At 63.6% G+C, this 23,407-nt stretch carries 23 protein-coding genes; 16 read left to right on the top strand and 7 right to left on the bottom strand.

Features of this window, described 5'->3' with window-relative positions; all coding sequences use genetic code 11:
- Positions 1-180: 180 nt before the first annotated feature.
- Both RA19_RS02575 and RA19_RS02570 read left to right on the top strand, forming a co-directional pair.
- Positions 181-375: a SlyX family protein gene (locus tag RA19_RS02575; RefSeq protein WP_039159299.1), complete on the top strand. Its 195-nt coding sequence runs from the start codon at positions 181-183 to the stop codon at positions 373-375.
- Positions 376-473: 98 nt separating this feature from the next.
- On the top strand, positions 474-1,097 hold the full coding sequence (locus RA19_RS02570) for a hypothetical protein (protein WP_039159298.1): 624 nt from the start codon (positions 474-476) through the stop codon (positions 1,095-1,097).
- Positions 1,098-1,293: 196 nt separating this feature from the next.
- Here the strand turns inward: RA19_RS02570 and RA19_RS26425 are convergent, their stop codons facing one another.
- The 3 genes from RA19_RS26425 to RA19_RS26420 are packed head-to-tail and all read right to left on the bottom strand — an operon-like array spanning position 1,294 to position 5,909.
- Positions 1,294-2,103: a hypothetical protein gene (locus RA19_RS26425; RefSeq protein WP_152615664.1), complete on the bottom strand. Its 810-nt coding sequence runs from the start codon at positions 2,101-2,103 to the stop codon at positions 1,294-1,296.
- Between the two features lie 51 nt (positions 2,104-2,154).
- Positions 2,155-5,667: a DNA polymerase III subunit alpha gene (gene dnaE / locus RA19_RS02560; protein ID WP_039159296.1), complete on the bottom strand. Its 3,513-nt coding sequence runs from the start codon at positions 5,665-5,667 to the stop codon at positions 2,155-2,157.
- Between the two features lie 14 nt (positions 5,668-5,681).
- Complete coding sequence (locus RA19_RS26420) at positions 5,682-5,909, bottom strand: hypothetical protein (protein ID WP_152615663.1); 228 nt, start codon at positions 5,907-5,909, stop codon at positions 5,682-5,684.
- Positions 5,910-6,023: 114 nt separating this feature from the next.
- Between RA19_RS26420 and xdhA the strand changes: the two genes are divergently transcribed.
- The 9 genes from xdhA (at position 6,024) to RA19_RS02515 (ending at position 16,320) form a co-directional block, all read left to right on the top strand.
- Positions 6,024-7,448: a xanthine dehydrogenase small subunit gene (gene xdhA / locus RA19_RS02555; RefSeq protein WP_039159294.1), complete on the top strand. Its 1,425-nt coding sequence runs from the start codon at positions 6,024-6,026 to the stop codon at positions 7,446-7,448.
- A complete protein-coding gene (gene xdhB / locus RA19_RS02550; RefSeq protein WP_039159292.1) occupies positions 7,445-9,778 on the top strand; it encodes a xanthine dehydrogenase molybdopterin binding subunit in 2,334 nt (777 codons plus the stop codon). The genes xdhA and xdhB overlap by 4 nt, the downstream gene beginning before the upstream one ends.
- A complete protein-coding gene (xdhC, locus tag RA19_RS02545) occupies positions 9,768-10,703 on the top strand; it encodes a xanthine dehydrogenase accessory protein XdhC (protein WP_039159290.1) in 936 nt (311 codons plus the stop codon). Before xdhB ends, xdhC begins: the two co-directional genes overlap by 11 nt.
- Positions 10,700-12,217: an ABC transporter ATP-binding protein gene (locus tag RA19_RS02540; RefSeq protein ID WP_039159288.1), complete on the top strand. Its 1,518-nt coding sequence runs from the start codon at positions 10,700-10,702 to the stop codon at positions 12,215-12,217. Before xdhC ends, RA19_RS02540 begins: the two co-directional genes overlap by 4 nt.
- A 66-nt stretch (positions 12,218-12,283) precedes the next feature.
- Positions 12,284-13,366 (top strand): ABC transporter permease, encoded by a 1,083-nt coding sequence (locus tag RA19_RS02535; protein ID WP_039159287.1) that lies wholly within the window; start codon positions 12,284-12,286, stop codon positions 13,364-13,366.
- Positions 13,363-13,692, top strand: a complete 330-nt coding sequence (locus RA19_RS02530; protein WP_039159284.1) for a hypothetical protein — start codon at positions 13,363-13,365, stop codon at positions 13,690-13,692. Before RA19_RS02535 ends, RA19_RS02530 begins: the two co-directional genes overlap by 4 nt.
- Before the next feature lie 16 nt (positions 13,693-13,708).
- The gene (locus RA19_RS02525; protein ID WP_039159283.1) at positions 13,709-14,629 is read left to right on the top strand and encodes an ABC transporter permease; all 921 of its coding nucleotides are present in this window, start codon (positions 13,709-13,711) and stop codon (positions 14,627-14,629) included.
- A gap of 63 nt (positions 14,630-14,692) precedes the next feature.
- Positions 14,693-15,766 (top strand): BMP family ABC transporter substrate-binding protein, encoded by a 1,074-nt coding sequence (locus RA19_RS02520; protein WP_039159281.1) that lies wholly within the window; start codon positions 14,693-14,695, stop codon positions 15,764-15,766.
- A gap of 203 nt (positions 15,767-15,969) precedes the next feature.
- Entirely contained in the window at positions 15,970-16,320 is a 351-nt protein-coding gene (locus RA19_RS02515) for a VOC family protein (RefSeq protein WP_241479017.1), read from the top strand.
- Between the two features lie 120 nt (positions 16,321-16,440).
- On the opposite strand, the gene RA19_RS02510 is transcribed toward RA19_RS02515, so the two are convergent.
- Complete coding sequence (locus tag RA19_RS02510) at positions 16,441-17,031, bottom strand: hypothetical protein (RefSeq protein WP_039159277.1); 591 nt, start codon at positions 17,029-17,031, stop codon at positions 16,441-16,443.
- A 166-nt stretch (positions 17,032-17,197) separates the two neighbouring features.
- Here RA19_RS02510 and RA19_RS02505 point away from each other — a divergent pair, with 166 nt between their 5' ends.
- The 4 genes from RA19_RS02505 to RA19_RS02490 all read left to right on the top strand — a co-directional run bounded on the left by RA19_RS02505 (position 17,198) and on the right by RA19_RS02490 (position 20,288).
- Positions 17,198-18,151: an aldo/keto reductase gene (locus RA19_RS02505; protein WP_039159275.1), complete on the top strand. Its 954-nt coding sequence runs from the start codon at positions 17,198-17,200 to the stop codon at positions 18,149-18,151.
- A 4-nt stretch (positions 18,152-18,155) separates the two neighbouring features.
- Positions 18,156-19,226 carry an NAD(P)/FAD-dependent oxidoreductase gene (locus tag RA19_RS02500; protein WP_039159273.1) on the top strand — a complete coding sequence of 357 codons (1,071 nt, stop codon included), beginning with the start codon at positions 18,156-18,158 and terminating at the stop codon, positions 19,224-19,226.
- The gene (locus tag RA19_RS02495) at positions 19,226-19,882 is read left to right on the top strand and encodes a DUF938 domain-containing protein (RefSeq protein WP_039159271.1); all 657 of its coding nucleotides are present in this window, start codon (positions 19,226-19,228) and stop codon (positions 19,880-19,882) included. Before RA19_RS02500 ends, RA19_RS02495 begins: the two co-directional genes overlap by 1 nt.
- Positions 19,883-19,952: 70 nt before the next feature.
- Positions 19,953-20,288: a carboxymuconolactone decarboxylase family protein gene (locus RA19_RS02490; protein ID WP_039159269.1), complete on the top strand. Its 336-nt coding sequence runs from the start codon at positions 19,953-19,955 to the stop codon at positions 20,286-20,288.
- Here the strand turns inward: RA19_RS02490 and RA19_RS02485 are convergent, their stop codons facing one another.
- Positions 20,289-20,708, bottom strand: a complete 420-nt coding sequence (locus RA19_RS02485) for a GFA family protein (RefSeq protein WP_052261615.1) — start codon at positions 20,706-20,708, stop codon at positions 20,289-20,291.
- A 49-nt stretch (positions 20,709-20,757) separates the two neighbouring features.
- Positions 20,758-21,609, bottom strand: coding sequence for a LysR family transcriptional regulator (locus tag RA19_RS02480; protein WP_039159267.1), 852 nt, complete (start codon positions 21,607-21,609; stop codon positions 20,758-20,760).
- A gap of 98 nt (positions 21,610-21,707) precedes the next feature.
- Between RA19_RS02480 and RA19_RS02475 the strand changes: the two genes are divergently transcribed.
- On the top strand, positions 21,708-22,298 hold the full coding sequence (locus tag RA19_RS02475) for an HD domain-containing protein (protein WP_039127659.1): 591 nt from the start codon (positions 21,708-21,710) through the stop codon (positions 22,296-22,298).
- A gap of 143 nt (positions 22,299-22,441) precedes the next feature.
- Here RA19_RS02475 and RA19_RS25625 read toward each other — a convergent pair whose 3' ends face one another.
- On the bottom strand, positions 22,442-23,404 hold the full coding sequence (locus RA19_RS25625) for a LytTR family DNA-binding domain-containing protein (RefSeq protein WP_052261614.1): 963 nt from the start codon (positions 23,402-23,404) through the stop codon (positions 22,442-22,444).
- Between the last annotated feature and the right edge of the window lie 3 nt (positions 23,405-23,407).

Genomic DNA, 23,407 nt, shown 5'->3' with positions numbered 1-23,407 from the left:
CCGCTGCCCAGCGCCGCACCTCTGGGAAAACACCACGGCATTCGCTCCTTCTTCTGGCTTTAAATATCCCCGCCGGAGGCCCGCAGGTTTTTGCAAGAAAACCTGCGTCTGCAACAGCCGCCCCATGGACCCAGGGCCGCGATGGCACTATGTCAAAGCCGCACGCACAGGAGACACCCCATGCAGCATCTGGAAGAGCAAATCGCCCATCTGACCCGCAGCGTGGACGAAATGAGCGACGTGATTGCCCGCCAGCAGCAGGAGATCGACCTGCTGACCCGCCGCGTCGCCATGCTGATGCAGCGCGAAGCCGAGCGCCAGCAGGACGGCGGCGGCGGCGTGGTCTTTGCCGACGAACGCCCGCCGCATTACTGACGCCCGCACCGGGCACCATAGTTTTCCTTGATCCAAACGCCCGCCCCGCGCAGGCTGTCACTCAGGTATTTTGTGACAAGTGATTGGGGGACACGGCCATGGCACCGTCCAACGACCCGGTGGAGTTCGTCGAAAAGGGCGTCAGCAAACTGCATGCGCGGGTGATCTTTTACCTCAAGAAGGTCTGGAAGCGCGTCCGCTCGCTGCTGATGCCGCTGCGCAAGTTCATGAAGAAAATGCTCTCGGCGGCCAAGTCCATCGCCAAAACCGCCGGCAAGAAGGCGGTCTCGCAGGTCACCTCCGCCGGGCAGACGGTGCTCAATCTGCTGGACCGGGTGGAGCAGATGCTGAAGAGCATGATCAAGCTGGGCCAGCGCATCCTCGACACAATCCGCAAGAACACCGACCGCTCCCGCCTGGTCCGGGTGCTGAAAACCGTGGTCCGCAAATACGTCGAGATGTTCCGCCAGGTCTGGGGCTGGGTGCAGGAGATCTGGGAGCAGATCGGCGTGCTCGACACCGCGCTGTCGATCCTGAACCGCTTTGCCTCGGTGCTGCAGATCGTCTTTGGCTGGATCAAGGAGCTGACCACGATCCTGGGCGGCGTGAAGAAGGTGAAGGGGATGCTGAAGAAAGTGGTGAAGACCCTGCGGCTGGAAATTAAGGAGGCCATCCGCCTGCTGAAAGACGTCGCCAAGCTGCCGGTGCCCAAGGAGGCCTGACTCTCCCCCTCAGTAATGGGCCTGCGGCAGCCCGTGGGATGGCGCTTCAGCGGATGTTCGGAGCAGTTTTTTTCCGGCCAAGTCCGTAGAACGTCTCTGGCGGAGCGCATTGCCTCACTATTGCGGCAGCCCGCCCGAATAGGCTGCCGCAGGCCCGGGGCGCTCCGCGCCGTTGTTCCGGGCCGATCCTCAAATCTTAACGGGTAGACACCGCGTCCGCCGATTTCAGTTCTTCATAATACTTCAACATCGACCCATACAGATCTGCGGGGCACTGCAAGGAATCACTGGCCATGACCTCCCGGCAGTAGGCAGACAATTGAAGAAGCATAATTATCTCACTGTCATTCGAAAAGTCAGGCCGGTTCTGCTTGCCACCATACTTGGGCATATCAAACTCAAACTTTGTCGTAATATAAAAAACACCCAACGACGCCACTAGGCTATAGCCTAAACATCCCCGCTGAATATTTGACGGTTGACTGCTATCTACGACGGTGACGAAAGCGCGAAGTACATTCTCTTTGCTTGCACTCCATTTGCCATAACAACCAGCCCCCAGATGGGTCAGCCCCTCGTCAAATATCGAACGAATATCTCTCGAAGCATTATCAATTGAATGCCCAATATTCTGACGCCGCAGGAGTGAACCGTCGGGCTGTTTTATGGAAGACAGATCTCCAAACAACACAACATAATTAGCCTCCGCTGAAATCTCCGATCGCGGAGCGAACCAGTCTTCGGCACGGCCAACCAATTCGAGGTTTGTTTCGGCAAAGTTTGACAAGGTTTTGAGGTACGATGCAGTAGAGAATGCCGTTTCGGATGAAGTGTCTCCTACAATATCCAGCTTGATTCCAGCATCTTCCCATCGCGTTAAAGTCAAGGTGCCTTGGGCATCTTTAATATACCTGGTCGTTGGGATCGAATAGTCGGTCGAAAGCCCCTGAGAAACAGATTGCGTTGCAAAAAATGCGGCCAAGGCTGCACAAATAAATCTAATCAAAGTTCTGAACCTTACTTCTATAAATCCTTAATGCAGATTTGAGAGCTCAACTTAAATCTCCTCCACATCCAGCACGCCTTCCAGCGACTTCAGGGCGCCCTTGATCTGCGGGTTGATCGGGAAGGCTTGGCCCAGGTCCATCTCCACATCGCCGGGCAGCGCCGGGTCCTGCAGGTACATGTAGACCTCGCCGCGCGATGCATTGCGGGCGGCGGATTTGGCGTCCTCCAGCACTTGGGCCACGGTGCCCACGGCTGCGGCGTCACTCACATAGACCCGCAGGGAACTGCGCCCGGCATCGGCAATGGCGGAATCCACCGGACCAACCGAGCGCACCAGCAGCTTCAGCTGGTCGCTCTCCATCGTCGCCTCGGCGGTGATCACCACCTTGGAGCCGGTCTCCAGATACTCGCGGGATTTCTCCAGCACCTCAGAGAACAGCGTCACCTCAAAGGCGCCGGAGGGGTCCGACAGCTGGGCAAAGGCAAAGCGGTTGCCACGGGCCGACTTACGCTCCTGACGCCCGGCCACCACGCCGGCCATCTTGGCAATGCAGGCGCCGCGCTCGGCCTTGGCGGTCACCTCGTCCAGCGTCATCACATCCTTGCGCTTCAGCGCGGGCATGTAGTCGTCCAGCGGGTGGCCCGACAGGTAAAAGCCGATCGCTTTGAATTCCTCGCTGAGGCGCTCGGCCGGCAGCCAGTCAGGCACCGAAGGCAGCCGCGGCTCGGGCAGGTCCTCGCCCGCCTCGCCGAACAGCGACACCTGGCTGGAGGCGCGCTGGTCATGCACGGCTGCAGAGTAATCCACCAGCGCGCCAAGGCTTTCAAACACCCGGCGGCGGTTCTGGTCGAGCTGGTCGAACGCCCCTGCCCGCGCCATCATCTCCAGCGGCCGCTTGCCGACCTTCTTCAGGTTCACCCGGCGGGCAAAGTCGAAGAGGTTCACAAAGACCCGTTCATTGCCGTCCTCATTGCGCGCCTCTGTTACCAGCCTCATCACGTCGACGCCGACGTTCTTCAGCGCGCCCAGCGCGTAGACCAGCTCACCCTTGACCACATTGAACGTCGCCATCGAGCGGTTGACGCAGGGCGGCACGTATTTCAGCTTCAGCCCCTTCTTCACCTCTTCGAAGTAGATCGCCAGCTTGTCGGTCAGATGGATATCGCAGTTCATGACCCCGGCCATGAACTCCACCGGGTGGTTCGCCTTGAGCCAGCCGGTCTGATAGGACACCACCGCATAGGCCGCCGCGTGGGACTTGTTGAAGCCGTAGTTGGCGAATTTCTCCAGCAGGTCGAAAACCTCGGAGGCTTTCTTCTTGTCGACCCCGTTTTCCGCCGCGCCTTTCTCGAATTTCGGGCGTTCGGCGTCCATCGCCTCCTTGATCTTCTTACCCATCGCCCGGCGCAGCAGATCCGCACCGCCAAGGGTATAGTTCGCCATCACCTGGGCGATCTGCATCACTTGTTCCTGGTAGACGATGATGCCCTGGGTTTCCTCCAGGATGTGGTCGATGAGGGGGTGCACCGAGGTGATCTCGCGCATCCCGTTCTTCACCTCGCAGTAGACCGGGATGTTCTCCATCGGGCCGGGACGGTAGAGCGCCACCAGCGCCACGATGTCCTCGATACAGGTCGGCTTCATACGCTTCAGCGCATCCATCATGCCGGTGGATTCCACCTGGAACACCGCCACCGTCTTGGCCCGGGAATAGAGGTCGTAGGTGACCTTATCATCCAGTGGAATGGCGTTGATCTGGTTCTCCGCCCCTTCCGGCGGCTCATAGAGCTGGGTGCCGTCCTCGGCGACATGCAGGTCGCGGCCCGACTGGAAGATCAGGTCCATGGCGTTCTGGATCACGGTCAGGGTCTTGAGGCCAAGGAAGTCGAACTTCACCAGCCCGGCCTGTTCCACCCATTTCATGTTGAATTGGGTTGCGGGCATGTCGGAACGCGGATCGCGGTAGAGCGGCACCAGCGCGTCCAGCGGCCTATCGCCAATCACCACGCCCGCCGCGTGAGTACCGGCCGAGCGCAGAAGGCCCTCGACCTGCATGCCGTATTTCAAAAGGCGATCAACAACTTCCTCATTCTCCGCCTCCTCGCGCAGCCGCGGCTCTTCCTTCAGCGAGTCCACGATGGACATCGGCTTCACGCCCTCGACCGGGATCAGCTTAGACAGCCGGTCCACCTGGCCATAGGGCATCTGCAGCACCCGCCCCATGTCGCGCACCGCCGCCTTGGACAGCAGCGCGCCAAAGGTGATGATCTGGCCCACCTTGTCACGGCCGTATTTCTCCTGCACGTATTTGATCACCTCTTCGCGGCGGTCCATGCAGAAGTCGATGTCGAAGTCGGGCATCGACACCCGTTCCGGGTTCAGGAAGCGTTCAAACAGCAGCGAGTAGCGCAGCGGGTCAAGGTCGGTGATGGTCAACGCATAAGCCACCAGCGAGCCCGCACCCGAGCCCCGCCCCGGCCCCACCGGGATGTCATGATCCTTGGCCCATTGGATAAAGTCGGCAACGATCAGGAAGTAGCCCGGAAAGCCCATCCCCTCGATGATGCCCAGTTCAAAATCCAGCCGTTCCTGGTATTCCTCGACGCTCACCGCGTGCGGGATCACGGCCAGACGCTGCTGCAGCCCGTCGTTGGCAATGCGGCGCAGTTCCGCCACTTCGTCATCGGCGAACTTCGGCAGAATCGGGTCACGCCGGTACGCCATAAAGGCGCAGCGCTTGGCGATCTCCACCGTATTCTCAATCGCCTCCGGCAGGTCGGCAAACAGCGCAACCATTTCCTCCTGGCTTTTGAAATAATGCTGCGCGGTCAAGCGGCGGCGCGGCTCCACCTGGTCGACATAGGCCCCTTCGGCGATGCAGATCATCGCGTCATGGGCCTCGTACATTTCCGTGTTGGGGAAATAGACGTCATTGGTGGCGACCAGCGGCAGATCCATCGCATAGGCCATCTCCACATGGCCGCGCTCGGTTGCTTTCTCCGCCTCGGGCTGGCCGTGCTCGCCCGGATGCCGCTGCAGCTCCACATAGAGGCGGTCCGGGAATATCGCCTTCAGCCGCTGCATCAGCGCCTCGGCCGCCGGGCGCTGGCCCATCTGCAGCAAGCGCCCCACCGGCCCGTCAGGCCCGCCGCTGAGGCAGATCACATCGCCGGAATTCGCCTCCAGTTCCTCCAGCGTCACATAAGGCAGCTCGCCCCCCTGCCGCAGATACAGGCAGGAGTTCAGCTTCATCAGATGCTCATACCCCGCCTCGCTCTGCGCCAGCAGCACCAAGGGCGCCGGCGGCTTGGGCCGCTCGCCCGGCGCCGGTTCAAAAAACCGCAGATCCACTTGGCAGCCAATGATCGGCTGCACCCCGGCACCGCTTGCCGACACTGAAAACTCCAGCGCCGAGAACAGGTTGTTGCTGTCGGTGACCGCAATCGCGGGCATTTCGTGCTTCTTGCACAGGTCCGGCAGCTTCTTCAGCCGCAGCGCCCCCTCCAGCAAAGAGTACTCAGTATGGGTGCGCAGGTGAATGAATCGGGGAGAGCTTGTCATGCCGCCACGCTATCTTATTGGCGGCTCAGGGCGAAAGAGCCAACTGCCCCTCCGCCGCCCGGAATAGCCAAACAGCCCCGCCGATTTTCAGGATATTTTTGAAGCTGTTTCGCCCCGCCGGAGCAGCCAAACCGAAAGATACAGGTAAAAAGCATAAAAAATAACGGGCTACCCGCCACAGCAGCAACTTTCTTGCGCCGCAAAATACTGCAATGCAGCACGGGTTTTCCTTGCTTTGACAAGGACCTGCTCCCTAGGCTGGTCTTAGCAAGCAATAAACAGCCCGCCTCTCCTTCTACGCCGCATCGAAGGAAGGCACACCGGGTTAACAGGGTAACGCGGCGGGTCTCGGGAAGATGGCACTCACCTTTCGTCTGAACGGTGAAGACGTCCGCATCGCTGACGCAGACCCTTCGGCAACTTTGCTGGACTGGCTGCGCGAAGAGAAGGGCCTCACCGGCACCAAGGAAGGCTGCAACGAAGGCGATTGCGGCGCCTGCACCGTCATGGTGACGGATTCACGTGGAGCGAAGGCCCTCAATGCCTGCATCCTGTTCCTGCCCCAACTGCAGGGCAAGTCCGTGCGCACCGTCGAAGGCGCCGCGGGCCCGGACGGCACCTTGCACCCGGTGCAGCAGGCGATGGTGGACCACCACGGCAGCCAATGCGGCTTCTGCACCCCGGGCTTCATCATGTCGATGGTGACCGCCCACACCAACGGCGCCACCGACTTTGACGACCAGCTGGCAGGCAACCTCTGCCGCTGCACCGGCTACGCCCCGATTATCCGCGCGGCGGAGGCCGCCAAGGGCGCGCCGGTTCCGGACTGGATCGCCCAGGATGCCCCCTTCCTCTTGCCCGAAAAATCCCGGGGGGAGGCCGCAGGCCGGGGGGCAGCGCCCCCCTCCGGCAAACCTGAGGCAGCGCCCCCTCTCTGCCCGGCTTCAGCCGATGAACTGGCGGAACTCTATGCCGCCAACCCGGACGCCACCCTGGTGGCCGGCGCCACCGACGTCGGCCTCTGGGTCACCAAGCAGCTCCGCCACCTGCCGCAGATGATCGTCCTCGACGGCTGCGCCGACCTGAAAGACATTGAGGTAACGGACAGCACCGTCCGTATCGGCGCCATGGTGGACATGAACGCCTTGCGCGCCGCGATGCAGCCGCTGCACCCATCTTTCGCCGAAATGCTGCGCCGCTTCGCCTCGCAGCAGATCCGCGCCGCCGCCACTGTCGGCGGCAATATCGCCAACGGCTCACCAATTGGCGACACCCCGCCCGCCCTCATCGCGCTTAACGCCACCGTCCACCTGCGCAAAGGCGATGACCGCCGCGAACTGCCGCTGGAGGATTTCTTCTTCGATTACGGCAAGCAGGACCGGGCGCCCGGCGAATTTGTCGAAGCGGTCAGCTTCCCGCGCCAGCCGGACAGGCTCAAGGTCTACAAACTGTCGAAACGCTTCGACCAGGACATCTCCGCCGTGCTTGGCGCCTTCAACGTCACGGTGGAAGACGGCACCATCACCGCCGCCCGCATCGCCTACGGCGGCATGGCCGGCATTCCGAAGCGGGCCGCAAACACCGAGGCCGCCCTCGCCGGTCAGCCCTGGGCTGAGGCTTCAATCCAGGCCGCCGCTGCAGTCCTCGATCAGGATTTCACCCCAATGAGCGACATGCGCGCCTCCGCCGTCTACCGGCTGGAGACCGCACGCAACATGCTCCTGCGCTATTTTGCCGAGAGAAACGGCCAGCCGGTGTCGGTGCTGGAGGTGAAACCATGAGCGTCACCAAACCCCTCTCCCACGATGCCGCCCAAATGCATGTGACCGGCAGCGCGCGCTACGTCGACGACATCCCGTCGCCCAAGGGCACTCTGCATCTGGCCTTCGGCCTCTCCCCCATCGCCCGCGGCCATATCACCGGCATGCACCTCAGTGATGTGCAGCAGAGCCCCGGCGTCGTGGCGGTGCTGACCGCCAAGGGGCTGCCCTTCTCCAACGACGTCTCGCCCTCGATCCATGATGAACCGCTGCTGGCGGCGGGCACTGTCAACTATGTCGGCCAGCCGGTATTCCTGGTGGCGGCAGACAGCCACCGCAACGCCCGCATTGCCGCCCGCAAAGGCCGGGTGGACTACGCCGAAGAGCCCGCCCTCCTGACCCTGGACGCGGCGCTGGCCGCAGACAGCCGGTTTGAGGAAGGCCCGCGCATCTATCAGAAAGGCGATGCCGCAACCGCCATCGCCAATGCCCCCCGCACCGTCGAAGGCACATTCGAGCTGGGCGGCCAGGAGCATTTCTATCTCGAAGGCCAGGCAGCCATGGCCTGGCCGCAGGAGGATGGCGGCATGCATGTCTTCTCCTCCACCCAGCACCCGACCGAAATACAGCACAAGGTTGCCGACGCCATCGGCCTGCCGATGCACAGCGTCAGGGTTGAGACCCGCCGCATGGGCGGCGGCTTTGGCGGCAAGGAAAGCCAGGGCAACGCACTTGCTGTCGCCTGCGCCGTCACCGCCCGTCTCACAGGCAAGCCCTGCAAGATGCGCTATGACCGCGACGACGACATGGTGATCACCGGCAAACGCCACGCCTTCCGCATCTCCTACCGCGCCGGGTTTGACCGGGACGGGCATCTGCAAGGTGTCGAGTTTCTGCATCTGGTAGATTGCGGCTGGGCCCAGGACCTGTCGCTGCCGGTGGCCGACCGCGCCATGCTGCATGCTGACAACGCCTATCTGATCCCAAACGTCCGCATCGAAAGCCACCGGCTGCGCACCAACCGGCAAAGCGCCACTGCTTACCGCGGCTTTGGCGGCCCGCAGGGCATGGTGGGGATCGAGCGGGTGATGGACCATATTGCCCATGACCTGAGGCTGGACCCGGCGGAGCTGCGGCGGCGGAACTACTATGCCGCACCGGCGGAGGGGGGCTCTGCCCCCCCTTCCCCCCGGGATACTTCCGGCAAGAGGAAAGACAATTCCACGCCCTACGGCATGGAGGTCACGGATTTTGAGCTGCATGGGATGACGGCGGATTTGCTGCGCAGTTCGGATTATGCGGCACGCAAGGCGGCGATTGCAAAGTGGAATGCGGGGCAGACGCATCTGAAGCGCGGCATTGCGTTTTCGCCGGTAAAATTCGGGATTTCCTTTACGCTCACACATCTGAATCAGGCGGGCGCGCTGGTGCATGTCTACCAGGACGGCTCGGTGCATCTGAACCACGGCGGCACTGAGATGGGCCAGGGGCTGTTCCAGAAAGTGGCGCAGGTGGCCGCCAGCCGCTTTGGCATCCCGCTGGAGAAGGTGAAGATCACTGCCACCGACACCGGCAAGGTGCCCAATACCTCGGCCACTGCGGCCTCTTCGGGTTCGGATTTGAACGGCATGGCGGTGAAAGCCGCGTGCGACACCATCCGCGACCGCATGGCCGAGCATCTGGCGCTGCAGCACCAGGCCAGCCCCGGCGATGTGGTGTTTGAGAACGGCAAGGTGCGGATCGGCCAGGATGAGATGACCTTCGATAAGGCCGCCGCCGCCTGTTACCAAGGCCGGGTCAGCCTGTCGGCCACCGGCTTCTACAAGACCCCCAAGGTGGAATGGGACCGGATCAAAGGCCAGGGCCGCCCGTTCTACTACTTCGCCTATGGCGCCGCGGTGACCGAAGTGGCGGTGGACGCGCTCACCGGCGAGAACCGCATCCTGCGCGCCGATATCCTGCATGACGCCGGCGCCTCGCTGAACCCGGCGCTGGACATCGGCCAGATCGAAGGCGGCTATGTGCAAGGCGCGGGCTGGCTCACCACCGAGGAACTGGTTTGGGACGAGGCCGGGCGGCTCAGGACCCATGCGCCTTCGACCTACAAGATCCCCGCCTGCTCGGACCGGCCGGATGTGTTCAACGTGGCCCTATACGATGGGCGGAACCGCGAGGACACCATCTACCGCTCCAAGGCAGTGGGGGAGCCGCCGTTTATGCTGGGCATCTCCGCCTGGCTGGCCCTCAGCGATGCGGTCTCGGCCTTTGGCACCGATTACCCGGCGCTGAATGCACCCGCCACAGCGGAAGAGGTCTGGCGCGCAATCCGGAGGGTGCGCGATGGGATTTGATGTTCAGGCCCTCCGCCAAGCCGTTGCCGAACATGGCCGTGTGGTGCGGGTGGTGATCGCGGCCATCCGCGGCTCCTCTCCGCGTGAAACAGGGACCGCAATGCTGGTCTGGCAGGAGGGCCAGAGCGGCACCATCGGCGGCGGCACGCTGGAGTATGAGGCCGCGGAAGCCGCGCGGGAACAGATCGTACCCAGGAAACTCAGCACCCATGCGCTGGGGCCGGATCTGGGCCAGTGCTGCGGCGGTGCAGTCACGCTGCTCAGCGAAGTTTATGAAGCCGCGGATGTGGACGCGCTGGATAGCGAAATCATCGCCCGCCCTGCGGCTCCGGCGACGATGCCCATGTCCGTGAAACGTATCCTTGCCAAGGCCCGCAGCCAAGGACTGGCACCTGAGCCGCAGCTGGCGGACGGCTGGATGATCGAACCGGTCCACCGCCCCTGCAGCCCGGTCTGGATCTGGGGCGCAGGCCATGTCGGGCGGGCGCTGGTGAATGTGCTGGCACCGCTGCCGGATCTGGAGATCACCTGGGTCGACACCGGCGCGGACCGGTTTCCGCCGGAAATCCCGGCTTCCGTCACCGCGGCCCCGGCTTCTGACCCAGCGTTACTGGTATCCCATGCGCCTGAAAACGCGGCACATTTGGTGCTGACCTATTCCCATGCGCTGGATCTGGCGCTATGCCACGCGCTGTTGAGTCATCATTTCGCATTTGCCGGGCTGATCGGCTCCAAAACCAAATGGGCGCGGTTCCGCTCGCGTCTTGCCGCCCTGGGGCATGCGCCCGGGCACATCGCAAGGATCACCTGCCCGATCGGCGATCCGCAGCTTGGGAAACATCCGCAAATGATTGCGGTCGGCGTGGCAGCCCAGCTGCTGCGGCACGGTGAAAGAGAAGAACAGAGAGAGGGCGCACGCGCGTGACTGTACCATTGCTGAGCCTGCAGGGCCTGACCAAGGCCTACCCCGGAGTGGTGGCCAATGACACTGTCTCCTTTGACATCGGCGAGGGCGAGGTGCATGCGCTCCTCGGCGAAAACGGCGCCGGGAAATCGACGCTGGTCAAGATGATCTATGGGCTGGTGAAGCCCGACAGCGGCCAGATGCTGCTGCGCGGCGAGCCTTTTGCCCCTGCCGAGCCGCGCGCCGCGCGCGCTGACGGCATCGCCATGGTGTTCCAGCATTTCTCGCTGTTTGACGCGCTGAATGTGGCCGAGAATATCGCGCTGGGGATGGAGAACCCGCCCGAGATGCGCGATCTGGCGGCCCGGATCCGCGAAGTATCCGAAACCTACGGCCTGCCGCTGGACCCGTTCCGCACCGTCGGCGACCTGTCCGCGGGCGAACGCCAGCGGGTCGAGATCATCCGCTGCCTGCTGCAGGATCCGAAGCTGCTGATCATGGATGAGCCGACCTCGGTGCTGACACCGCAGGAAGTCGACATCCTGTTCGAGACGCTGCAGAAACTGCGCTCCGAGGGCACCTCGATCCTCTATATCTCGCACAAGCTGGAGGAAATCCGCACGCTTTGCGACCACGCCACCATCCTGCGACTGGGCAGGAACGTCGGCGAATGCACGCCCTCTGAGACCTCGGCCCGCGATATGGCCGAGATGATGGTCGGCAGCACCCTGCAGACGCCGCAGCGCGAGAGCCGCGAGTTCGGAGATGTGGCGATGGATATCTCCGGGCTGTCGGTGCCCGCCCCTTCGGCCTTTGGCACTGCGCTGAAAAATGTGCATCTGACGGTGCGCAAAGGCGAGATTCTGGGCATCGGCGGTGTCGCCGGCAATGGCCAGGATGAGCTGCTGGGCGTCTTGTCAGGCGAAACTCTGACTGAGGCAGACGCTGTCAAGCTGCACGGGCAACCCATCGGCAAGCTGGGTCCGACCGCGCGGCGCCAGCTGGGTGTACTGGCCGCGCCCGAGGAACGGCTCGGCCATGCGGCTGCGCCGGATATGAGCCTGACGGAAAACGCCATGCTCACCGGATCAGTGCGCGAGGGGCTGGAGAAGAACGGCTTTCTCGACTGGGGCAAGACCAAGGAGTTTGCCGAACGCGTCATCAAAGCCTTTGACGTGCGCACGCCTGGGCCTGGCAATGCGGCGCGCTCGCTGTCTGGCGGCAACCTGCAGAAGTTTGTGATTGGCCGCGAGGTGCTGCAGGACCCGGACGTCTTGGTGGTGAACCAGCCGACATGGGGCGTCGATGCCGCCGCTGCCGCATCCATACGCCAGTCGCTCTTGGATCTCGCAGCCAAAGGCGCCGCGGTGATCTGTATCAGCCAGGATCTGGACGAGCTGATGGAAATCTCCGACAGCTTTGCCGCCCTGAACGAAGGCCGCCTCAGCGCCCCGCGCGAGGCAACGGGCCTGACCGTGGATGAGATCGGCCTGATGATGGGCGGCGCCCACGGCATGGAGGTGGCGCATGTTTGAGACCACCCGCAGTTCTTTCGCCTTCGGCGAGAGTATTTTTACAAAGAAGAAGCAGGGGGCGTTTGAATGATCCGGCTTGAGAAACGGCCGCAGCCGTCGCGCGCCTGGTCGATGGCGACACCGCTGGTAGCGGTGCTGGCGACGATGCTGTTTGGCGGGCTGCTGTTTGCGGCGCTTGGCAAACCGCCGGTGGAGGCGATCCGCACTATTTTCTGGGAGCCGCTGTTTGGCGAGTTCTCTTTCTACTACCGCCCGCAGCTTCTGGTCAAAGGCGCGCCGCTGGTTCTGATCGCCATCGGCCTGTCGCTGGGCTTTCGCGCCGGCATCTGGAACATCGGCGCTGAAGGCCAGTACATCATGGGCGCCATCTGCGGCGCCGGGGCGGGCCTTGCCTTCTATCCAGCCGAGTCCTTCTTCATCTTCCCGCTGATGGTGGTTGCCGGCGCGCTTGGCGGCTGGGCCTGGGCGATGATCCCGGCGGTGCTGAAAACCCGTTTCGGCACCAATGAAATCCTGGTCTCCCTGATGCTGGTCTATGTGGCCGAGCAGTTCCTCGCCTCGGTCTCGCTGGGCCTGCTGAAGAACCCGGAGGGCTTCGGTTTCCCCGGCTCGCGCAACCTGCAGTCCTGGGACAGCGCCCATAATGCCGAGCTGATCACAGGCTCCGGCATGCATTGGGGCGTGGTTGCGGCGCTGATTGCGGTGATCTTTGCCTATGTGCTGCTGAACCGGCACATGACCGGCTACCACATCCGCCTGACCGGCGAAGCCCCGCGCGCGGCCAAGTTTGCCGGCGTGAACCCCACCCGGCTGGTGCTGTTCTGCCTCGGCACCTCCGGCGCCCTGGCGGGCCTTGCCGGGTTGTTCGAAGTTTCGGGTCCCTCCGGCCAGATCACCATCGACTTCAACGTCGGCTACGGCTTCACCGCAATCATCGTCGCCTTCCTGGGCCGCTTGCATCCGGTGGGCATCCTGCTGGCGGGCGGGCTGATGGCGCTGACCTATATCGGCGGCGACATCGCGCAGTCGAACCTGCAGCTGCCCGCCGCAGCCATCCAGGTGTTCCAGGGGATGCTTCTGTTCTTCCTGCTGGCCTTTGACCTGCTCACCAATTTCCGCATTGCCGTCGGCAAGCCGGTCCAGGCATGAGCAAGGAGAACAAAGAATGGAAAATCTTCAATCTCCTGCTAGCCAATCTAGGATGGTTTGCGCTTGGCTACATGCTTCCGTTCCTGCTGATATGGCTGTCTTTGGGGATTTACCTCACGCTGTTCGTCAGCTTTGTGTTCGGCCTCATTTTTTTCGGAGACCTCCTACTGATTTTTCTGATCAGCCTTGTCGTGGATGGGTTTTCAGAAAAGCAGTCAGCCGAACCGACCAAACAGAAAAAGCCAATGAAGGAACGGCTCTGGAATGTCCTGAGCCTCTCCGCCGGAGCCGCAGTCTTTGCGGCGACCTACTTAACGACGAACTAGCGGCGAGGTAACGACAATGGATCTTTCTGCAATCAATCCGGTCCTGCTCATCGCCTCGCTGATGGTGGCGGCAACCCCGCTTCTGCTGGCGGCCATCGGTGAACTGGTGGTCGAAAAGTCAGGTGTGCTGAACCTCGGGGTCGAGGGGATGATGATCGTTGGCGCAATCGCTGGCTTTGCCACGGCTGTTGAAAGCGGCTCGCCGCTGCTCGGCTTCATCGCGGCTGCCATCGCAGGCGCCGCCCTGTCGATCCTGTTTGCCATCCTCACCCAGTTTGCCCAGGCAAACCAGGTGGCCTCGGGACTGTCACTGACGCTCTTTGGCCTTGGTCTGTCAGCGCTGATGGGGCAGTCCTATGTCGGCATCAAGCCGCCGCAGATGGGCGATATCCATATCCCCGTCCTGAGCGACCTGCCCGTTGTCGGCCCGATCCTGTTCGGCCATGACATCATCCTCTACTTCGGCATCGCCCTGACCGCCGCGGTCTGGTGGGTGCTGAAATACTCCCGCATCGGCCTGGTGCTGCGCGCGGTGGGTGAAAACCACGACGCCGCCCATGCGCTCGGCTACAAGGTGATCAAGATCCGCCTGTTGGCGATCATGTTCGGCGGGGCCTGTGCGGGCCTCGGCGGCGCCTACATCAGCCTGATCCGGGTGCCGCAGTGGACCGAGGGCATGACCGCCGGCATCGGCTGGATTGCCCTGGCGCTGGTGGTCTTTGCCAGCTGGAAACCCTGGCGTGCGCTCTTGGGGGCCTATCTGTTCGGCGGGGTCACCGTGGTGCAGCTCAATCTGCAGGCGGCAGGCGTTGCCATTCCGGTCGAGTATCTGGCAATGTCGCCCTATCTGATTACGATCCTTGTGCTTGTTATCCTTTCCGCGGACAAAAGCAGCGCACCTGCCTCGCTTGGCCGCAACTTCCACGCCTCCCGTTAGCGGGGGGCTTTTCACTGCCCCGGGAGCCCCGGGGCCAAAATATCCAAACTGGGGAGCAATTTGATGAAACTGACCAACCTCCTGACCAGCGCCGCCGTGGCGCTTGGCCTGGCTGCAGGCGCAGCGATGGCCGACACCACCAAGGTAGGCTTTGTCTATGTCGGCCCCGTCGGCGACGGTGGCTGGACCTATGAGCACGACCAGGGCCGCAAGGCGGTTGAGGCCGAATTCGGCGATAAGGTCGAAACCGTATACGTTGAAAACGTCGCCGAAGGCCCGGACGCCGAGCGCGTGATGACCCAGATGGCGCTGGAAGGCGCCGACCTGATCTTCACCACCTCCTTCGGCTACATGGATCCGACCATCAACGTCGCCAAGAAATTCCCGAACGTGAAATTCGAGCACGCCACCGGCTACAAGCGTTCGGACAACGTCTCGACCTATTCCGCACGTTTTTATGAGGGGCGCGCGGTTCAGGGCACCATCGCGGGCCACATGACCGAGAGCAACATCATCGGCTACATCGGTTCCTACCCGATCCCGGAAGTGATCCGCGGAATCAACTCCGCCTATATCCACGCCAAGAAAGTGAACCCCAACGTCGAGTTCAAGATCGTCTGGGCCTTCACCTGGTTCGACCCGGCGAAAGAGGCTGACGCAGCAAAAGTTCTGATTGAACAGGGCGCTGACGTGATCCTGCAGCACACCGACTCCACCGCACCGCAGGCCGCCGCTCAGGCCGCAGGCAACGTGATCACCTTCGGCCAGGCCTCCGACATGTCGGAATACGCGCCGAAACCGCGCGTTTCCTCGATCATCGATGACTGGGCGCCCTACTACATCGCCCGCACCAAGGCCGTGATCGACGGCACCTGGGAGAGCAAGGACACCTGGGACGGCATCGGCGCCGGCATGGTGGGCATCGGCGAGATCTCCGACGCGGTTCCGGCGGATGTAAAAGCCGCTGCCCTGGCGATCAAGGACTCGCTGGCGGATGGCTCCTACCACGCCTTCACCGGCCCGATCAAAAAGCAGGACGGCTCCGACTGGCTGGCAGAGGGCGAAACCGCCGATGACGGAACCCTGGCAGGCATGAACTTCTATGTCGAAGGCCTGGAAGGCGACATCCCGCAGTAAGCCGCTGCACCTGACATGTGAAAGGCCCGCCATTCAGGCGGGCCTTTCCTTTTGACGGCAAGACATTGATGCGCCTGGCAGACTGCTGACACACCCTGTCACAGACATGCGGTTACACCCGCCCACAAGCCGGCCGGCAGTCTCTTTCACCGGATTTTTGCTGCCCGGAAACCCGGCACGCATATTGGAGATTGCCTGTGAAAATGAATTACGCCGTTGTTGGAACCAACGACATGGACGCGTCGGTCGAATTCTACGACGCGCTTTTTGAACACTCAGGGTTTGCCAAGGTGCAACCCTCCGCGAGAATGACTTACTGGCTGCGGGACGATTTTGCCTTTGCCGCGGCCCTTCCCTTTAACGGCGAACCGGCCACCAGCGGCAATGGCGCCATGGTGGGGTTCAGCACCGGGTCTGCTGAAGAAGCAGCACGGCTGCACCAAAGGGCGGTTGAGCTGGGGGGCACCTGCGAAGGGGTGCCAGGCCAGCGCGGGCCGCGGTTTTCCGCATATGTCAGGGATCTGGACGGCAATAAGCTCTGTTTTGCAGACTGACCGGCTCATCTGAGACCGCATCAGGCCTTGGCTGGGCGCAGCTGCGCCTTCCCCTGAACATAGGTCAGGCGCGGCCCGGCGAGGCCGGGCCAGCCGCTTGCCGCGCCCGCCGGCTGCCCCTTAGGAACAGCGCACCGGCGCGGCCAGTCTGTGCACCAGCCCGCCGTCGCGTTGCGCCACCGCGGCTCCGGTCACCGAGCAGCCAGAAATCCGCGCCACATGCGCCGTCAGGTTCCGCAACGCCGGGCTGTCCTTGGCCCGCAGCTCTTTGTTCGGCATGTTAATGGCAAACAGCACCGCAAAGCTGCTGCCGTCCACGGTGACAATCCGGAACCGTGTCTGGGCGTCTCCCAGATGGGTTTTGGCGGCATAGGGCGACTTTCGCTCCGACGCCATGTAAGTCAGAGCAGAGCCTGCAGCCAGCTGTCCCGTCTGCCGCACCCCGCCCGCCTGAAAGCCCGCGGAGTGGGCGACAAGCCAGGGCGCTCCGGTGAGGGTTTTGTGAAGCCCCGGCCGCATGGCGGCTCCGGAATACCCCGCATCGGCCAGCGCGGCTGCGCGGTAATCGGCGCCTTCTTCCGCCGGCGCCTGTGCCTGTACTGCAGATTGCACGCCGTGGCCGGTCCGGGTGGCGGACCAGTAATCCGGCTCGTCGAACGGGCTGCAAGCGGCCAGCAGGGCAGCGGCCCCGATCATCAGAAACTGTTTCACATTCACTCTCCATTCCGCACAGCCCTGGTACCGGGCCTGGTACCGGGCCATTTGCCAGGCTCCAGCATGGCAGCAAAACCGGGCGGCATTGTGGCATCCTACGGCAACCGTACAAGCTGGCAAAACCGCCTTCCCAGCCGCCCGCCCCTGTGCCAAGCTCCGCCGCATGACCCAGACAGCACGCCAGATTCTGACCAGCCCCGATGGCACCCCGGCCAGCCGCTTTGCCTTTGGCTGCATGCAGTTCGGCGGCCGCGCCGATGAGCGCCAGTCGGCAGAGATGTACGCCGCCAGCCGCGCCGCCGGCATCACCCATTTCGACACCGCCTGGGTCTATACCGAGGGCCGCTCGGAACAGATTCTGGGGGAGCTGATCAAACCTGAGCGCGACCAACTGCTGATCGCCACCAAGGTCGCCTACGAAGGCGGCGCAGGGGCCGCCAACATGCGTGCCCAGCTGGACACCTGCCTGCGGCGGCTGCAGCTAGACAGCGTGGATGTGCTTTACCTGCACAAGTTCGATCCCGGCACTGATCTGCGCGAAACCATGGATTGCTTTGCCGCCCTCAAGGATGAGGGCAGGATCCGCTATACAGGCCTGTCGAACTTTGCCGCCTGGCAGGTGATGAAGGCGCAGATGGCCGGGCTCGCCTCCGGCATCACCGTGGACATCCTCCAGCCGATGTACTCACTGGTAAAGCGCCAGGTTGAGGTTGAGATCCTGCCGATGTGCGCTGACCAGGGCATCGCCGTGGCGCCCTACTCCCCCTTGGGCGGCGGGTTGCTGACCGGCAAATACGCCGCCGGCGGCACCGGCCGCATCACCGAGGACAAGGGCTACAGCACCCGCTACAGCCCCGCGGTCATGCATGAAACCGCCAAGGCCCTGATGGAGCTGGCCGCCCAGCGCGGCACCGACCCTGCCACCCTCGCCGTCGCCTGGGCCGCCGCCCACCCCACCGCGCCGATGCCGATCATCTCGGCCCGCAATGCAGAGCAACTGCAGCCCTCTCTGGCGGCGCTGGACTTCCAAATGGACACAGAGCTGTACCAGGCCATCGAATCCCTCAGCCCGCGCCCGGCACCCGCCACCGACCGGCTGGAAGAACAGGAGCGCTGACCCTATGCAGGATTTCCTCGTCATTGGCGGCGGGCTTGCCGGAACCGGAGCAGCCGCACGGCTGTCGGAACTCGGCAGCGTCACCCTGCTGGAGATGGAAGACGCGCTTGGCTACCATGCCTCGGGGCGTTCCGCTGCGATGTTTGCCGAGACCTACGGGCCAGCACCGGTGGTGGAATTGTCCCGCGCCAGCGCCGCGCATCACCAAGCCCAGGGCTGCCTGTCGCCGCGCGGCTTCATGCTGGTGGGCGGTCCGCAGAACGCCGAGGTTTTTGCTCAGGGCCTGAAAGAGCTGGATCTGGAGCCGATCTCGGGCGAAGAGGCCCGCGCCAAAGTCCCGATCCTGCACCCCGAACGCGTCACCATGGCGGGTTTTCACGCCGATGCCCAGGACCTGGACGCCGACCTGCTGCTGCAGGGTTTTGCCAAGGCGGCCCGCGCCAATGGCGCCGTCATCAAAACCCGCGCGCCGGTCACAGCCATTACCCGCACCGCCGCCGGATGGCAGGTCACCGCAGGCGGTGAAACCTATGAAGCCAGGCAGCTTGTCAATGCCGCTGGTGCCTGGGCCGACCGGATCGCCGTGATGGCAGGCGCTACCCCCATCGGGCTGCAGCCCAAACGCCGCTCGATGGCACGGCTGCCCGCCCCGGGCGGCCATGACGTGACCTCCTGGCCGATGATTATGGGGGCTGGTGAAACCTGGTATGCGAAACCGGATGCCGGCAAGCTGCTGGTCTCCCCGGCCGAGGCCGAGCCGGTTGATCCCCACGACGCTTATGCGGACGACATGGTACTGGCCGAGGGCCTGGCCCGCTATGAGGAAAACGTGACCGAGCCGGTCACCCGGGTTGAAACCAGCTGGGCCGGCCTGCGCAGCTTTGCCCCCGACGGCGCGCTGGTGCTGGGACCGGACCCTGCGCACCCAGGCTTCATCTGGAGCGCGGGCCAGGGCGGCTATGGCGTGCAAACCTCGCCCGCCGCGGCGCAGCTGCTGGCAGACCTGGTCGCGGACCGGCAGCCTGCACTGGACGCCGCCGCCGTCGCTGCCTTGTCTCCGGCGAGGCTGCGCTGATGCCGGTTCGGTCCGTTCCCGGCGCCGCTTCGGTCGCCGCACCGCAGGACGGCAAGCTCTTTGCGCCCGCCGCCGCCCGCAACGCGGACGTGCTGTGCGATCTTCTGGCCGGATTTGCACCGGCCAAAGGCCGCGCACTGGAAATCGCCAGCGGCACCGGCCAGCACGCCGTGGCTTATGCCGCCCGCTTGCCTGGCCTGCACTGGCAGCCGACCGAAGTGGACGAGGCCCGCCGCGCCAGTATCCAGGCCTATGCCGCAGACAGCGGGCTCACCAATATCTCCCCGGCCCTCGTCCTAGACGCCACCGCGCCCGGCTGGGGAGCCGCGCACGCAGGCCAGGACCTGATCGTGCTGGTGAACCTCCTGCATCTGATCAGCGAAGGCGAAGCCCGCATCCTCATCCGCGAGGCCGCCGCTGCCCTCGCCCCGGGCGGGCGCTTCGTGATCTACGGCCCCTTCATGCGCGGCGGCGAGCTGACCAGCGACGGCGACCAGCGCTTTCACGCGACACTCACTGCCCACGACCCCGAGACCGGCTACAAGGACGATTTCGATACGATAGACTGGCTGCAGGGCGCCGGACTGGATCTGCTGCAGGCAGTGGAAATGCCCGCCAACAACCTGGCGCTGGTGTCCGAAAAGCCCCCCTTCTGACCTGGATCAAAGCCGCGCCTCCGGCAGATCCATACACATCTCTCAAACAGAATGTGTATGGAGAAATGACATGAGCTGGCACGAGAAACTGGATGAGACTCGCAGCCGCCTGCGTACTCTGAACGGCGCCATTCCGGAAACCGCTCAGGCCTTTGGCGCTCTTGGCAAATCGGTGAAACAGGGCGGTGTGCTGGAGTTCAAGCAGAAGGAATTCGTGGCCCTGGGCATCGCAGTTGCCCTGCGTTGCGAGGATTGCATTGCCCTGCATGTGGAAGCGCTGGTCAAGGCCGGGGCCAGCCAGGAAGAGGTTGGGGATGTGCTGGCGATGTCAATCCAGATGGGCGGCGGCCCGGCGATGATGTATGCCGCCAAAGCGATGGAGTGCTACCACCAGCTGACCCGCTGATCAGCCGTTCTCCACTGGCTCGGCTCCCTCGGCCGAACCTGCAAATTTCGGCAAGCTGTCTGCAACCTGCACCCAGGATACCCGCTCAGCCCAGTGGAAATGCGCCTTGGGCTGGAACTGGACCGGGTCATCCAGCGTTGCGGCAAACAGGTGGGTTTCCGTAGGCCAACGCGTGGATCGGTAGAACAGCTGCGTTCCGCAGGCGGCACAGAACCCGCGCTCCACCGCGGCAGAGGACCGGTTGACAGCAGGCGCGCCCCGCCAAGCAACACCTGCGCGCTGCACTCCGAAGAAACTGGTGAAGGCGGCAGAGCTGGCCCGGCGGCAGCTGTCGCAATGGCAATGGCCCGCCCACAGGACGGGACCGTCCGCGGACCAGGCAATGGCTCCGCATTGGCAGCGGCCTGTCAGTCGTGTCATGGTCGTCCTCCTCCCTCAGCTGCCGAAGCCCCGCCCGGAATTTTCTGAACTAACCGCCGGCCCGGACCTCCCTCAGCCCCTGCAGCACCTGGAGGATCTGCTCCAGCGCCGGGTTGTCCGCCAGATACAGCGCCTTGCAGCTCAGACTGATTTGCGGTGCATCCTCCACCTTGTGGATCTGCGCCGCCGCCAGCGCCTCTGCTGCCATATAGGCCGGAAAATACCCCATGCCGCCCCGCTTCATCAAATACCGCAGCCCCATCGGCGCATTGCCCAGCACGATGTGCTGGCGGCTGCGCTGCGGCAGCACCTGCTGCAGCTGGGCAGTGTATTCATTTCCAAACTCGAGGTTGATGAACAAAGGCAGCTCATCCCGGCCCAGCCGCAGCGGACGGTCCGACACCAGCACCAGCGTCTCGGGCGGCAGCTCCTCGACCCCCAGGCGGGTGCCCGCCGGCACCTCATTGACAATCGCCAGGTCCAAGAGCCTGCGCGCCACCGCCTCTGCCATGTTCAGACCATGGTCATAGTTCAGCGTGAACGGCACCGCGCCGCGGGCCCGCTCCAGCCACACCGCCACATCGACCAGCAAAGGATCCCAAACCGACAGCTGCGCCCCCAGCCGCAGCGACACCCGGCCCGCCAGGCTCGCCCGCAAATCGCCGGAAACAAACTCCCAGGTGCGGATCATCTGCTCGGCGTAAGGCAGGAACTGCCGCCCTGCCGCCGACAGCCTGGTGCCGCCCGGCCCCCGCTCAAACAGGGTGGCGCCCAAGGCCTCCTCCAGCGCCTTGATCCGGGCGCTGACCGCCGTCTGGGTGATGTTCAATTCCCGCGCAGCACCGTGAAAACTGCCCGCGGCCTCTATAGCCAGAAAAGTCTCAAAAGCGTTGATCTGCATGTGATCACTATTTCTGCTCGGATTGAACAAATCAATTCGTTTTCCTGCTCACTCTGCTTTCGCTACCCTGCCCCCAGATCAACCAAAGGACTCGCGACATGCTGGACAAAAGCCACAAGCCAACCTGGACCAGTTTCGAAGAAGCCACGCCCGAAGACTGGGCCGCGGTGGAAGCCTATGAGGAGGCCTATAACGCCGCCCTGCCCGACCGCATCCTGGACGCCATCCGCTCGCTGGACGAGGACTGGACCCCCTACCCGGTGAACCGCTATCAGCACAGCCTGCAGGCCGCGACCCGCGCCTATGAGGACGGCGCCGATGACGAGATTATCGTGGCTGCCCTGGTGCATGACACCGGCGACATCCTGTCCCCCTACAACCACGGCGAGCTGTCGGCGGCGATGATGAAGCCCTATGTCAGCGAGAAGACCTACTGGATCCTCAAGCATCACTGCGTGTTCCAGGGCTTCTACTACAACCACCACTTCGGCGGCGACCGCAACGCCCGGGACAAGTACCGCGACAGCCCCTATTGGGAAGACTGCCGTTATTTCTGCGAGAAATACGACCAATGCGCCTTTGACCCGGACTACCCGACCAAGCCGCTGGAGTTCTTCGAGCCGATCCTGCGCAAGGTGCTGTCGCGCGGCTGGGGCCATATGGAGCTGGCCGAAACCGCCAACGACTGATCCGCTCTCTCGGGACGGACCACCTCTCCCCGTCCTTGTCCTGGCATGGGCCAGGCGCCGCCCCTCCCGGTTTCCAGCCGGAGGGGCGTTTTCATTTCTGCTCCGCGCACACGGTTGCAGCCGGCCGGCCCTAAGGCTGGACCCTAATGCTCGGTGATCTGCCAATCCCGGGCGGTCTCGCGCACCTGGGCCCGGCGGCCGCGTGCGACCGGCACCCGGATGCCCTCTTCCAGCAGCAGCACATCGCTTTGGCTGCCGCGTTTCAGCCCCGCCACGGCCGCACGCGCCACCCACCAGGAGCGGTGCGGCTGGATGCCCGCTCCGGCCGGCACCTGCGCAATCAAGTCGCCCAGTCGCCCGCGCAAGGTCTGCTGCCCGGTCTGTGTAGCGACCCGCAGATAATGCTCCTCCGACTTCACGTAGCGCAGGTCCTCCAAAGCGAAGCTTTTGCCGCCCAGAACCACCGGGCGCGCGGAAGCAGGCTCTGCCGCCGGAGAGGGATCCTGAACCGGGTCCTCAATCCATTCCTCGGTCACTGCGGCAGGCGCGGCAGACGGCGCCGCTGCGGGTTCCGCCGCCCGCTCAGCCTTGCGGTACAGGCCCAGGCCCAGGCTTGTGTCGATGTGGGGCAGGATGAACAGAACCAGCAGCGATTCAAAGGTGAAACTCAGCAGCAGATTATAGGGAATATGCCGCATCAGCGCAGGCATGCCAAAGGCCAGCATGGAATATTGCGCGGCCATCGCCAGCACCACCACCGTGGTCAGCGACATTGCTGCCGTCATCGGCACCAGCCGGAACAGCCGCACCACACGCCCGCCCGGCGCCAGCGCCACCCAGGCCGCCAGCACCGCCGCGTAAACCGTGACATAACAGGCCACGCACACCGCCCACAGGAACACGTTTGCAGCCAGGTGCATCCCCCCGGCGCGGTAGCCGTGGGTGTCGAACGCGGTCAGCAGCAGCACCACCGCCGCGGCGTAATTCAGGAAAATCCTGGTACGGAATACCAGTCTCATTTCATGCAACGTGAACTGCGGCGGGTCCCCGTACATGTCAAAAAGCTGCACTTCGCGGCTTTGCAGGTTGTCCTTGATTTTACCCAAACC

Source organism: Leisingera sp. ANG-M1, assembly GCF_000813745.1.
GTDB lineage: Bacteria > Pseudomonadota > Alphaproteobacteria > Rhodobacterales > Rhodobacteraceae > Leisingera.
This window is presented reverse-complemented; position numbering and strand designations above follow the sequence as displayed.